This is a genomic window from Streptomyces sp. NPDC030838 (assembly GCF_055572035.1).
Genome location: NZ_JBVIED010000010.1, coordinates 257,889 through 270,812, shown reverse-complemented (window position 1 = coordinate 270,812; position 12,924 = coordinate 257,889). Strand labels below are relative to the sequence as shown.

13 protein-coding genes are annotated in these 12,924 nt (G+C 71.2%); 6 read left to right on the top strand and 7 right to left on the bottom strand.

Annotated elements, in window-relative coordinates; genetic code table 11:
* The first annotated feature begins 72 nt into the window (after positions 1–72).
* Complete coding sequence (gene prcB / locus ACZ42A_RS25475; protein WP_468529560.1) at positions 73–912, top strand: proteasome subunit beta; 840 nt, start codon at positions 73–75, stop codon at positions 910–912.
* A 23-nt stretch (positions 913–935) separates the two neighbouring features.
* On the opposite strand, the gene ACZ42A_RS25470 is transcribed toward prcB, so the two are convergent.
* Genes ACZ42A_RS25470 through ACZ42A_RS25450 form a run of 5 tightly spaced genes read right to left on the bottom strand, consistent with a single transcriptional unit; the run spans position 936 to position 5,381 of the window.
* Positions 936–2,117, bottom strand: coding sequence for a NosD domain-containing protein (locus ACZ42A_RS25470; protein WP_468529559.1), 1,182 nt, complete (start codon positions 2,115–2,117; stop codon positions 936–938).
* A 15-nt stretch (positions 2,118–2,132) separates the two neighbouring features.
* Positions 2,133–2,309, bottom strand: coding sequence for a hypothetical protein (locus tag ACZ42A_RS25465; protein ID WP_468529558.1), 177 nt, complete (start codon positions 2,307–2,309; stop codon positions 2,133–2,135).
* Positions 2,310–2,332: 23 nt separating this feature from the next.
* Positions 2,333–3,160, bottom strand: a complete 828-nt coding sequence (locus ACZ42A_RS25460) for a carbohydrate ABC transporter permease (RefSeq protein ID WP_468529557.1) — start codon at positions 3,158–3,160, stop codon at positions 2,333–2,335.
* Complete coding sequence (locus ACZ42A_RS25455) at positions 3,157–4,032, bottom strand: carbohydrate ABC transporter permease (protein WP_468529556.1); 876 nt, start codon at positions 4,030–4,032, stop codon at positions 3,157–3,159. Before ACZ42A_RS25455 ends, ACZ42A_RS25460 begins: the two co-directional genes overlap by 4 nt.
* Positions 4,033–4,067: 35 nt before the next feature.
* Positions 4,068–5,381, bottom strand: coding sequence for an ABC transporter substrate-binding protein (locus tag ACZ42A_RS25450; RefSeq protein ID WP_468529555.1), 1,314 nt, complete (start codon positions 5,379–5,381; stop codon positions 4,068–4,070).
* A gap of 251 nt (positions 5,382–5,632) precedes the next feature.
* On the opposite strand from ACZ42A_RS25450, the gene ACZ42A_RS25445 reads away from it, so the two are divergent.
* The 4 genes from ACZ42A_RS25445 (at position 5,633) to ACZ42A_RS25430 (ending at position 10,257) form a co-directional block, all read left to right on the top strand.
* Positions 5,633–6,634, top strand: coding sequence for a LacI family DNA-binding transcriptional regulator (locus ACZ42A_RS25445; protein WP_468529554.1), 1,002 nt, complete (start codon positions 5,633–5,635; stop codon positions 6,632–6,634).
* 88 nt (positions 6,635–6,722) lie between these two features.
* Entirely contained in the window at positions 6,723–8,093 is a 1,371-nt protein-coding gene (locus tag ACZ42A_RS25440) for a glycoside hydrolase family 172 protein (RefSeq protein ID WP_468529553.1), read from the top strand.
* A complete protein-coding gene (locus tag ACZ42A_RS25435) occupies positions 8,086–9,573 on the top strand; it encodes a glycoside hydrolase family 32 protein (RefSeq protein ID WP_468529552.1) in 1,488 nt (495 codons plus the stop codon). Before ACZ42A_RS25440 ends, ACZ42A_RS25435 begins: the two co-directional genes overlap by 8 nt.
* A 177-nt stretch (positions 9,574–9,750) precedes the next feature.
* A complete protein-coding gene (locus ACZ42A_RS25430; protein WP_468529551.1) occupies positions 9,751–10,257 on the top strand; it encodes a DUF5709 domain-containing protein in 507 nt (168 codons plus the stop codon).
* 49 nt (positions 10,258–10,306) lie between these two features.
* On the opposite strand, the gene ACZ42A_RS25425 is transcribed toward ACZ42A_RS25430, so the two are convergent.
* The gene (locus tag ACZ42A_RS25425) at positions 10,307–10,513 is read right to left on the bottom strand and encodes a hypothetical protein (RefSeq protein ID WP_468529550.1); all 207 of its coding nucleotides are present in this window, start codon (positions 10,511–10,513) and stop codon (positions 10,307–10,309) included.
* A gap of 196 nt (positions 10,514–10,709) precedes the next feature.
* The gene (locus ACZ42A_RS25420) at positions 10,710–11,615 is read right to left on the bottom strand and encodes a Gfo/Idh/MocA family protein (protein ID WP_468529549.1); all 906 of its coding nucleotides are present in this window, start codon (positions 11,613–11,615) and stop codon (positions 10,710–10,712) included.
* Positions 11,616–11,873: 258 nt separating this feature from the next.
* Here ACZ42A_RS25420 and bdeA point away from each other — a divergent pair, with 258 nt between their 5' ends.
* Positions 11,874–12,800: a bis(hydroxyethyl) terephthalate hydrolase gene (bdeA, locus tag ACZ42A_RS25415; RefSeq protein ID WP_468529548.1), complete on the top strand. Its 927-nt coding sequence runs from the start codon at positions 11,874–11,876 to the stop codon at positions 12,798–12,800.
* Positions 12,801–12,924: the final 124 nt, after the last annotated feature.

Genomic DNA, 12,924 nt, shown 5'->3' with positions numbered 1-12,924 from the left:
AGAACAGGTGTTTCCCGGAGGTCCGCTTCTGGTAGGAGTCCGGATGTCGGGCCGAGGACGAGGGGGAGTGGCATGGCACGCGACACGCGAGAGGGCCGGCTGGGGGAGGAGTTCTTCACTCCGGGGACCGCGTCCTTCACCGAATTCCTGGCGGCCCACCGACCCCGACTGCTGCCCACCCGCAGCCCGTTGCCCGACGGCGTGCGCGCCGCCCCCGACACCGCACCGCACGGCACCACCGTGCTCGCCCTCGCCTACCGCGACGGCGTGCTGATCGCCGGCGACCGCAGGGCCACCATGGGCAACCTCATCGCCCAGCGCGACCTGGAGAAGGTGCACCCCGCCGACGACTACACGGCGGTCGCCTTCGCCGGCACGGTCGGCCTCGCGCTGGACATGGTGAAGCTCTACCAGGTCGAGCTGACGCACTTCGAGAAGATCGAGGGCACCCCGATGTCCCTCAGCGCCAAGGCGACCCGGCTCTCCGGCATGCTCCGGCAGAACCTCGGCCAGGCCATGCAGGGCCTCGCCGTCGTCCCGCTGCTGGCCGGGTACGAGGCCGGACGGGGGCGTATCTTCGGCTACGACGTGGCCGGCGGCACCTACGAGAAGACCGGCTTCCACGCCGAGGGCTCGGGCTCGCCGTACGCCCGGGGCGCGTTGAAGAAGCTCTACCGCCCCGGCATGTCCCGCCGCGAGGCCGCCCTCGCCGCGCTCCAGGCGCTGTGGGACGCGGCCGACGACGACTCCGCGACCGGCGGACCCGACATCAGCCGCCGTATCTTCCCGATCGTCTCCGTCATCACCGAGGACGGCTTCGAGCGGCTGTCCGAACCGGAGACGGAGGAACTGAGCCGCGAGATGGTCGAGCAGCGCCGCAGCCGCCCGGACGGGCCGAACGCCACCCCGTGAGGGGGCGGCGCCCGGCCGGACGGTCAGGGGGTGGGGACCATCGAGTGGTTGGTGGTGAAGGCCTCCAGCTGTGAACTCCGGGCGCTGTAGAGCACCTTGGTGGACGTGGTCGAGGCGTCGAGGACGACCTTGACGCCGAGGTTGCTCACGATGTTGTTGGTGGCCAGGTAGTTGGCGTTGCCGCTCTTGACGAGGATGATCGTCGGAGCGGCGCCCGAGGGCCGGATGTTCGCGGCGTCGACCTGGAAGGAGAACTGGTTGGCGACCACGGCGTTGTCACCGCCGTCGATGTGCACCAGCCCGAACAGGTCGTCGAAGCGGGTGCTGCTGCCGTCGCCGTGGACCCGGCGGAAGTGGTTTCCGGAGATCAGACTGCCCGAACTGCCGCCCAGCAGCGCGATCATGCTGGGGAAGTTGCTCAGCAGTTTGTTCCCGGTGATCGTCGAGCGATGGCTGTTGGCGAGGGTGATGTTGCAGGCCCACAGCACGCTGTTGCCGGAGATCAGGATGCCCTCGGCGTTCTCCGCGAAGACCGAGTAGCCCGCCCAGGCGCTGATCAGGAAGTTGTTGGTGATCTTGGCGACCTGGGAGGCGCCGGTCAGCTCGATGCAACTGCCGCACTCGGCGACGAAGTTGTTGGTGAAGGTCGGGGCGTCCGCGCCCTTCACGATCATCGCGTGCTCCAGGTAGACGAACCCCATCCCCTCGAAGCGCAGCGCGTCGTTGTCCGACTGCACCGATATGCCGGTCTTGGAGTTGCCCGGCGTGTACGGCTTCGAGGACGACACGCCGTCGAGGCAGAAGTCCTGGAACACGATGGAGTTGAGCCGCCCCACGGTGGCCGGGGCGCCCGAACGCTGCACCAGGAACGCCTCCCGGTGCCCGTCGGTGTTCTTCACCCGGATGTGGCTGGCACCGGGCTGCACCTCTGCCCAGGAGCCGGTGGAGGACTCGTCGCGGATCGCGTTGGACAGGAATCCGTGCCCGGCGCCCTTGATCTGCAGGAAGCTGATGTCGATGACGACGCGGGTGAGCAGGTCGTAGTGGCCCGGCGGGATGTAGATGACGGCGCCGGGTCTGGTGGTCTGGGTGGTCTGCTTCGCCTTGATGTCGGCGAGGATCTCGTTGATGACCCGTCCGATGTCGGTGTACGGCGACACGGAGGCGCCGGGCCAGGTGGTGACGTCGTAGACGGTGTCCGCCATGGGGTGTCCCTTCGGTCAGAGCAGGCCGACGATGGCCTCGTACGACGGATGAGGTGCGGTGGGCTTGCCGGGCGCCGGCCCGGCCGCCCGGGCGGGGCGCGGGACGGTGGCGCCCAGGACGGTGAGCGCGGCGAGCGCGGTGCCGCGCAGCACGCTGCGGCGGGGCAGGGCAGTGCCGTTCTCGGACTGCATTGGATGCTCCTCGTTGGAGTGGGTCAGCGGACCGCGCCGGCGGTCATGCCGGCGATGACCTGCTTCTGGAAGGCCGCGTAGATCACCAGCTGCGGCAGCAGGACGAGGGTGGCGGACGCCATCATCGCGCCGTAGTCGACGCTGTAGAGACCCTGGAACTGCGAGACCCCGAGGGAGACGGTGGTCAGGGTCGGGTCGTTGATGAGCGTGACCGCGAAGGGGAACTCGTTCCAGACGTAGACGACATTGAGGATCGCGAGGGTGGCCACGACCGGGCGCATCAGCGGGAAGACCACCCGCCAGGCCATCCGCCACAGCCCGACGCCGTCCATCACCGCCGCCTGCTCGATCTCCTCCGGGAACTCCCGCAGGAACCCGGTCAGCAGCAGGATGTTGAACGGGATCGTCACCGCGATGTACGGCAGGATCAGCGCCAGGTGGGTGCCGAACAGGCCGAGCGCGATGTCGATCCGGTACACCGGGAACAGCAGGACGTACACGGGGATCGCGAGCCCGGCCAGGAAGTAGTAGCGCAGCGCGTTCTGCGCCCGGCGGCCCCGCGCGCGGAACACCATGCGGGTGAGCGCGAACGCCGCCAGATACGACACCACAAGACCGACCGTCACCGACACCACGGCCAGGATCAGGGTGTTCTTGTACATCACCAGCAGGTTGAGGGTCTCCAGGGCCCGCTCGTAGTTGGCGAGAGTGAGGTCGGACAGCGAGAACGAGCGGCCCAGGATGCGGTCGTTGCTCTGGAAGGACAGCAGCACGATCCACAGCAGCGGGAAGAGGATCACGAAGGTGATGAGGTAGGCCGCCGACGCGGCCACGACACGGCGCCTGGTCAACTCCGCCTGCCCTTCTCCCGATTGCCGAGGAACGTGGCGGCCGAGGCGAGCGCGCCGACGACGAAGACCACGACGGCCAGTGCCATGCCGTAGCCGTACTGCTGGGTGGTGAAGGTGACGTGGTACATGTAGCTGACCAGCACCTCCGAGAGGTGCACCGGACCACCGCCGGTCAGCGCGTAGACCAGCTCGAACACCTTGAACACCCCGGTGACCACCAGGGCCGTCACGATGCCGAACGTCTCGCGCAGCATCGGCACCTGGATGTACCGCAGCCGCTGCCAGCCCGAGGCGCCGTCCAGGCTCGCGGCCTCCAGCACGTCCCGGGGCAGCATGCGCAGCCCGGCGTAGAAGATGGTCAGCACGAAGCCGATCTGCTGCCAGAGGTAGACGAACCCGATCGAGTACGGGCTGAGGGTGGGGCCGCCGATCCACTGCGGATGCGCGGGTACGCCGATGGCCAGCAGGAAGGCGTTCACCAGGCCGATCTCGGGGTCCAGGATGAAGATCCAGACCAGACCGACCAGGATCGGCGCGACGACCGCCGGCGCGAACACCAGCGCCCGCAGCGCCCCCGCGCCCCGGATGCCCGAGCCCAGCAGCACCGCGAGCAGGAAGCCCAGCGGGATCAGCAGGAACAGGGCGATGCCGAGGATGATCGCGGTGTTGCGCAGGGAGGTCCAGAACGCCGGATCGTCGGCCATGTGGCGGTAGTTGCCGAGGCCGGTGAAGCCGGTGGCGGAGACGCCGTCGTAGTCGGTGAAGCTGTACCAGAGCGAGTACAGGATCGGGAAGATCATGTACAGGCTGTAGAGGAGCAGGGCCGGCGCGAGCATGAGGGCGAACTGCCGGCGGGAGGTGAGCCAGTTCATGGAGTGAGCCACTTCGTCATGTGTCCGCCGGGCCCTTACTTCAGGGACTTCTGGACGCTGCGCACGGCCTCCTCGGGGCTCATGCTGCCGCCCATCACGCCGTAGAAGCTGTCGTACATCGCGCTCGCGGTCGCCGCGGAGACCACCAGGTCGGGCTGGGCCTTCGGACTCTTCCAGCCGGGCTTCGAGGCCTCGGCGAGCACGGCGGCGAAGACCGGGTGCTCGGCGGCGTCCACCTGCGGCCGGTAGGTGGTGACCGGCGGCTGCGCGTTGTCGACGAGGATCTTCTGGCCCGCGTCGCTGTAGTAGAACTGGACGAACGCCTTCACGGCGGCGTACTTCTTCTCGTCGTCCTTCACCTTCGCGCTGACCACGAACGGCGCCGACGGCACGTTCATCACCAGCTTCTGCTCGCCGACGCCGTCCTCGAAGGTCGGCCCCGCCCAGAAGCCGGTGCTGTCGCCCACCTCGCTCTTCTCGATCTTCGCCGCCTCCCACACCCCGGCGTCCAGGAAGGCCGCCCTGCCGGCCGTGTAGGAGGCGACGGCCTGGGCGTACGTCTGCGTCGTCATGTTCGCCGGGAACGCGCCGGCCTCGGCCAGCTCGCGCACATGCCGGTACAGGCGCAGGAAGTCCGGGTTGTCGTAGCGGGCCTTCCCGGCCAGGATCGCCGGGTACTTCTCCTCGTAGCCGAAGCGGTCGAGCATCGTCAGGAACGCCCACACGCTGAACGCCGAGCTGTTGGCGCCCTGCGCGATGGGCACGACCCCGGCCGCCTTGAGCTTCTTCACGGCGGCGAGCAGGTCGTCGAAGGTCTCCGGGACGGCGATGCCGTGCTCGTCGAGGATCGCCTTGTTGTAGTAGAAGCCGGTGATCAGGGCCTGGTAGGGGACGCCGTACTGGATGCCGTCGGCGCGGAAGGCCGCCAGCATGCTCGGGGCGAACTTCGCCTTCAGGTTCTTCTCGGCGAGGATCGGGGTCAGATCCAGCAGATCGCCGTCCTTGACCATCGTCCTCGCCAGCGAGTCGTACACCCAGAAGATCTCCGGCAGGGTGTCGCTCTGCGCGGCGATGGTCATGCGCTGCTCGTGCTGCTCGACCGGCTGGCCCTCGAGGCGGATCTTGAGGTCGGGATGACGGGCGTTGAACTCCTGCACCAGCTCCCAGGTCGCCGGGTCCTGGGTCCGGCTGTCCGGGTTGTGCATGGAGAGGGTGATCACTCCGTCCGACTCCGTGCCACCGGGGGTGTTGGTCGCGCTGCCGCACGCGGTGGCGAGCAGGGCGGTGGCGGCGGAGAGGACGAGGAGACGGCGGGGGAGTGTGCGTTTCTGGGCAGGGGAGGTCGCCATGGTGCTGCCTTCCAGGGAGCTGGGTGGGCCTGAGACGCCCGGATGCACCGGTGTGGGGGACCGGTCTGCGGACTGCGCGCAAACGTTTCGATGAAAGTACGCGCGCCGTCGCGGGGAGTGTCAAGCCTTCGTACAGAAAGAAGTTCCGGCCCACTGAGGACTGCACTGTTCACGTGCCCATTGACGGCTGAGGCCGTCCGTGTCATGGTCGGCGCAATCGTTTCGACAACCACGGAGGCGGCGAACTACCTGTGGCGACCATCTCCGACGTGGCGCGGATGGCGGGCGTGTCCACGTCCACCGTGTCCCATGTCATCAACGGCACCCGGCCCGTCCGCGAGGAGACCCGGCTGCGGGTCGAGGAGGCGGTACGGGCGACCGGATACCGGCGGGACGGCCTGGCCCGGGCGCTGCGCCGCAACCGTACCGACTCCGTCGGGCTGATCGTCTCCGACGTCTCCGAACCGGCCTTCGCCGCGATGGCGCGCGGGGTGGAACGCGAGGCGACGGCCGCCGGCTACACCGTCCTCCTCGCCAACTCCGGCGAGGACCCCGACCTGGAGGCCCGCATCCTCCAGGTGCTCACCGAGCGACGGGTCGACGGCCTCGTCGTCGCCCCCGTGGCCCGTTCGCGCCGCGAGGAGATCACGGCCGTGCTGGAGCAGGGCACCCCCGTGGTCGTGATGGACCGTCTGGGCGGCGTCCGCGCCGACCAGGTGGGGGTGGAGAACACCGGCCCCATGCGGGAGCTGGTGCTGCACCTGGTGGCCCACGGCCATCGCCGGATCGCGCTCGCCGCCGGGGACACCGGGGTGCCGACCATCGCCGAGCGGCGGCGCGGCTACCTCGAAGCGCTCGGCGAGGCGGGCATCGACGCCGACGACCGCCTGGTCGTGCGGGGCAGCGGTCTCGCGGACGAGACCCGCGAGCTGATGCTCGAGGTGCTGGGGCGGCCGGACGCCCCGACGGCCGTGGTCGCCGCAAGCACCGAGACCGCCGTGGGAGTGCTGGAGGCGGCCCGCCGGCTGGGCCTGAACACCCCGCACGACTTCGCCTTCGCCGCCTTCGACGGCTTTCCGCACGCGGACCTGTTCCGCCCCGGCATCACGACCGTCGCCCAGCCCGCCCACGACATCGGCGCGACCGCGATGCAGCTGCTGCTCAGCCGGATCGACGGCACGCTCACGGCACGGCACCGGGCGATCCGCCTGGAGCCGGAGACGACGTACCGCGAGTCGTGCGGCTGCTCCTGAGCCGTCACGCACAAGGGGCGGCGGGAGAGGTCCAGTCTCCCGCCGCCCGAGTTCAGCGACGAACCATCACTGAAGGGACCACTCTCTCATGCTCCTCGACCATCTCTCCCGGCCGGTGAAGGCCCGCACCGCCCGGGTCTCCAGCTGGGACCAGCGCGGCCGCAACCAGGACTACTGGACCACGCCCGCCCACTCCTCCCGCGTCCTCGCCGACCTGGAGGGGCCGGGACGCATCACCCACATCTGGATGACCCAGTTCTGCCGCCGCACCCTCGGCCCCGGCCTGATCGACCCGCTGGAGGCCGACACCGTCGCCCCGGTCATGGAGATCCACAACGCCCTCGGAGTCAACTGGGAGGAACCGGACCCCGACTACTACCGCAAGGTCCTGATCCGCATCACCTGGGACGACGAGGAGGAGCCCGCCGTCCTCGTCCCGCTCGGCGACTTCTTCGGCATCGGCCACTGCCTGCCCAACAGCTACCAGTCGGCCCTGTTCACCGTCTCCGCCAAGCCCGAGGAGTCCCTGATCTTCGGCGGCAGCGCGGCGCTCAACTGCTGGGCGCCGATGCCCTTCGACAAGCGCGCGCGGATCGAACTGGTCAACGAGAACGACCTGCCGGTCCAGCAGTACTTCTACATCGACTACGAGCTGTTCCCGGACCGGCTCCCCGAGGACACCCTCTACTTCCACGCCCGCTGGAACCGCAGCAACCCCTGCAACGGCTGGGCCCCCGACATCCAGACCAACAGCCCCGAGGTCAACATCGCCGACCTCACCGGCGAGGACAACTACGTCATCCTCGACACCCGGGGCACGGGCCACTACGTCGGCTGCAACCTCTCCGTCCACCACCGGCAGGGCAGTTGGTGGGGCGAGGGCAACGACATGATCTGGATCGACGACGACTTCCTGCCCGACGGCTCCACCAGCTGGCCCCCCTCCCTGCACGGCACCGGCACCGAGGACTACTTCAACCACGCCTGGGGGATGCAGAAGAACGCCTACCTCTACCACGGCGCGATCGTCCACGAGGCCGACGTGCCCGGATACTCCGTCAACTACCGCTTCCACGTGGCCGATCCGGTCCGCTTCGAGGAACGCATCCGGGTCACGGTCGAACACGGCCACGGCAACCACCTCGCCGACGACTGGGCCTCGACGGCGTACTGGTACCAGACCCTGCCCTCCCCGAAGGCCGTGATCCTGCCGCTGGAGCAGCGGCTTCCCGTGCGGCCGGCAGGACAGCCGATGCCCGCCGCGGCACCGCGCACGGGCACGGTCGCCGAGGAGATCGCGGTGATGCGGGAGAGGTACCAGGCCCGCTTCGAGCGGCACATGGAGCGACTCGCCGAACGCACCCGGCAGCGCGGGGAGCGCTCCCTGCAGGAGTCCGAGGCGAACATCAAGCAGGCCGCCGCGGTGCGCCGCCGCTACGACGAGCGCGCCCATGGCTGAGACCTCCGCGCAGGCGGCCGTCGCCCTCGATCCGCACTTCCCCGCCGTCCATCCGCGGCCCCCGGCGAACTGGCTCAACGACCCCAACGGCCTGGTCTTCCACGACGGCCACTACCACGTCTACTTCCAGTACAACCCGCACAGCGCCCGCCACGCCGACATGCACTGGGGCCACTTCCGCAGCCGCGACCTGGTCCACTGGGAGCTGCTGCCGGTCGCGCTCGCCCCGACGCCCGGCGGTGACGACCAGGACGGAGTGTGGTCGGGCAACGCGGTCTCGTACGACGGCCGGCTCACCGCCTTCTACTCCGCCCGCCACCCGGACCGCCCCCACCAGCCGGTGACCTCCGCGGTCTCCGACGACGGCGGTACGACCTTCCGCAAGCGCGGCCGGCTGCTCGTGGCGCAGCCGCCGCCCGGGACGACGATGTTCCGCGACCCGTACGTCTGGCGGGACGGCGGGCGCTGGCGGATGCTCGTCGGCGCGGGACTCGCCGACGGCCGCGGCGCGGCCCTGGAGTACGACTCCGACGACCTGGAGCACTGGCGGTACCGGGGCGTCTTCCTGGCCCGACCGCCGCAGCCCCTGCCGGACGGGCGGAACACCGAGGAGGGCTGGGAGTGCGCCCAGTACGCCGCCTTCCCCGACGGCGGCGGCGCGCTGCTGGTCAGCGCCTGGGACCCGGAGGAGGGCGCGAGCTGCGCGGCGTACTTTCCGGGGCGGGAGCAGGGCGACGCGTTCCACGCCGGGTCGCCCCACCTGCTCGACCACGGCCCCGACTTCTACGCCCCCGCCCTGCTGCACGCCCCTGACGGGCGGCTGCTGATGTGGGCGTGGAGCTGGGAGGCGCGGGACGCGGAGCGGGTCGGTGCCGTGAGCGAGTGGACCGACGAGGTCGGCTGGGCCGGGCTGTTGACGCTGCCGCGCGAGGTGACCCGCAATCCGGACGGCACCCTGCGGCAGCGCCCGGCACGTGAACTCCTCGCCCTGCGCGGGGCCCGGCGTGTCGCCGCCACCGGGGAGGCGCGGCCCGGCGTGTCGGTGCCGCTCGGGGAGGTGGGGCGGTGTGCCGACCTGGCCGTGCGCCTCGGGCGCGGCGGGCGGCTGCGGCTGCTGACCTCGCCGGACGGCGACGAGTACCTGGACGTCGTCCACGAGCCCGGCACCGGCGAGGTGATCGTCGACCGTGGCCACGCCTCGCTCGATCCGCGGGCGCGGGGCGGGCGTTGGGCGTTGCCACCGGAAGCGGAGGAGGCGAGCCTGCGCATCCTGCTCGACCACTCCGTGGCCGAGATCTTCACCGCCGCCGGGCGGGCACTCACCCTGCGCTTCTATCCGGTGGGCCAGGGGCCGTGGCGGCTGGAGGCGGGGGCCACGGGGGAGGGGCCGGTGCGGTTCGAGGCGGAGGCCTGGGATCTGGGGCCGATGGGGTTGGGGCTGGCGGGCTTGGGACCGGCGGGCGCCATTCCGTCTGCTTAGCCCTGGGATCTGGGCTGGCGGGCGCCCTTCCGTCTCCGTAGCGCGGTGTTCCGCGTTCGTCGCGGCGCCGCGCTCCCGGCGGCCGGGCGATGACCAGCTTGGAGGCGGCGGATCGGGAAACGCGGAGAGGACGAACGACACCGACGAGCCGAGTCCCGGCACGACAGGGAGGCAGCCATGGGCGGCACGGACCGCAGGGAACCGGAACCGATGGCGGACGACGCCTACCAGCCCACCGGAACCAACGAGGAACAGGAGGACGCCGCACCCCTCGACCTGCAGGACGCGGTCGACGAGCGGACCTACGACGACACTCTCGACGAGGGGTACTCCCCGCCGGAGAAGCCGCTCGGCGTCACCAAGCACGGCACCACGGCGGCCGAGCAGCACGAGGGGGAGACCCTCGACCAGCGGCTCGCCCAGGAGGTGCCCGACGCGCCGGAGGTCGCCGGTGACGACCTCGGGGACCTGCCGGGCGGCGAGGGCGAACCGGTCGACCCCGAGGCGGGCGGCGCCCGGGCCGGACGCCTGGTCGCCCCGGACGAGGGCGCCCGCACCGACACGACGAAGGAGGTCATCGCCGAGGACAAGGGCGTGGACGGGGGCGCCGCGAGCGCGGAGGAGGCCGCGGTGCACGTGACCGACGACGACATGACGTCGCCGGTGGACGAGGAGACCCCCTGACCCGGACGGGCGGGCCCGTGTCAGGGGCGGTAACGGCCGGGCGGCCGGCTCAAGGCAACAGCTTGTCGAGGGCGGCCGGCCCCTCCTTGGCCAGCTTGCGCTTGGCCCATTCCAGGTTGTGCGGGGTGATGTCCTTTCCGGAGGCCAGGACCAGGTCCTCCGGCGACACTTCGGTGCCGGTGCGGGCGTGGAGCAGGCTGTCCGGTGTGGCGCGGTCCTGAGACGGCCGGGACGCGCCGGAATGTGACGTCGACATGATCTCCGCTCCTCGGTCCGGATGGTTGTTTCGGCCCCGGTGCTGGCAACGGGTCTGATAACACCATTCACCCAGGGAGCGCACACTGCATCCGGAAGCACCGGGACACCCCCACTGTAGTCACTCTGCGTAAACGGCCGTCACGCACAGCATGGCATCCGCCACTGACAATGCGGTGCGGGGGAGCCGGAGGAGGTCAGTCGATCCTCAGCAGCGCCTCCGCCTCGGCCAGGATCTCCGTGACCCGCAGCCCGAACGCGGCGTCGCAGGCGTGCGGACGGCCGGTCGCCGCGGCCTCGCGCAGGGCGTCCACGGCGCGGGCGAGGGCGGGGACGACGCCCTCGGAGCCGTCCGGGAGGAGAGCCACCCCGGCCGTGCCGCGCAGCTCCACCGTGGCCCCCGCCGCCTCGGGCGGCGCGGTGAGGCTCAGCGTGAGCGTGCTGGACGCGCCGCCGGTGTGGTCGAGGACCAGGTGCACGGTGTCCCCGGGACCGGGCGCCGCGGCCGTCACCCGGCGGGCGTCGCCGAGCACGGGCAGCAACACGGACAGGGCATGCGGTCCGATGTCCCACAGGGCGCCCTTCTCCCGCCGCCACGGGGAGGCCGCGAAGGGGTTGTCGCCGGCGGGGGTGCGGCCTGGCTCGCGGCCGAAGAGCGCGGCGAGCCACTGGGCGCGCGCCGTGAACCAGCCGCCGGTGCCCGCCTGTTCGGTGATCCAGGCCTCGGTGTCGGCCTGGAAGCGGGTGGTGAAGAAGACCACCGAGGCCACCCCGGCCTCCCGCGCGGCCCCGGCCACCGCCCGCGCCCGCTCCGGCGTCACCGCGAGCGGCTTGTCCAGCAGCAGATGACGGCCCGCGCGCGCCGCCCGCACGGCCAACTCCGCCTGCACGTCCGGCGGCAGCGCCACGGCCACCGCGTCCACCTCGGCGAGCAACGCGTCCACGTCGTCGTAGGCGCGCACCCCGTGCCGGTCCGCGAGTTCCTTCGCGGCGTCCGTACGCCGACCCCACACTCCGGCGAAGTCCACTCCGTCGTGCCCGGCGAGGGCGGGTGCGTGGGCCATCCGCGCCCAGGGGCCGGTGCCGAGCAGTCCGATGCGCATACCGCCGCCTCTCCACGGTGCCGAACGTCCTGACGACCGGTGCCACGGGTGCCCGGCCCCGGTGAGCGTGCCACATCAACCGGGCCCGTGCGCAAGCCGATTGCCCGGATCCCCGCGGGGCCGGGTGGGGGGCGAGTGCGTCACGAGGCCGGTGATTTCGCCGGTGCCCGCCGCGCCGTGCCGCGCCGACAGTGGGCGAGCCGTTCCCGACGGCACACCCCACATCACCGGAGCGCACGACAGAGAGGACGACTCGACGTGCAGCAGCACCCGCAGCACCGCGCCGACTCCCCAGCCCCCCGCCGGCGCCGACGCACCGGCCGCCTCACCGGGCTCGCCGCCGCGAGCGCGGCCGTGATCGGGCTCGGCACCCTCAGCGGCACCGGCGCCCACGCCGCCGACAACCCCTACGAGCGCGGCCCGGCGCCCACCGAGGCGAGCATCGAGGCGCTGCGCGGCCCGTACGCCGTCTCGCAGACCTCGGTCTCCTCCCTGGCCGTCACCGGCTTCGGCGGTGGCACGATCTACTACCCGACCACCACCGCGGACGGCACCTTCGGCGCCGTGGCCATCTCGCCCGGGTTCACCGCCTACGAGTCCTCGATCGCCTGGCTGGGCCCGCGCCTGGCCTCCCAGGGCTTCGTGGTCTTCACCATCGACACCAACACCACGATGGACCAGCCGGCCTCCCGTGGCGACCAGCTCCTCGCCGCGCTGGACTACCTCACCCAGCGCAGCTCCGTGCGCGGCCGGGTCGACGCCACCCGGCTCGGCGTGATGGGCCACTCGATGGGCGGCGGCGGCAGCCTCGAGGCCGCCAAGGACCGGCCCTCCCTCCAGGCCGCGATCCCGCTGACCCCGTGGAACCTGGACAAGACCTGGTCCGAGATCCGCACGCCCACCATGATCATCGGCGCCGACGGCGACACCATCGCCCCGGTCTCCAGCCACGCCGAGCCCTTCTACCAGAACCTGCCGTCGTCGCTGGACAAGGCGTATCTGGAGCTGAACAACGCCACGCACTTCACGCCCAACAGCAACGACACGACGATCGCGAAGTACAGCATCAGCTGGCTCAAGCGGTTCATCGACAACGACACCCGCTACGAGCAGTTCCTGTGTCCGCTGCCGCGTCCGAGCCTGACCATCGAGGAGTACCGGGGCAACTGCCCGCACACCTCCTGACCCGACGCCTCCCTGAGCACCACGGCGGTCGCGCACCCGGCGCGGCCGCCGTGGCCGGCGCGGCGCGTTGTGCGCCCGCACGCGGCGCGGGCCCGGCGGTTGGGCGGCGGCACAGACGCCCGGC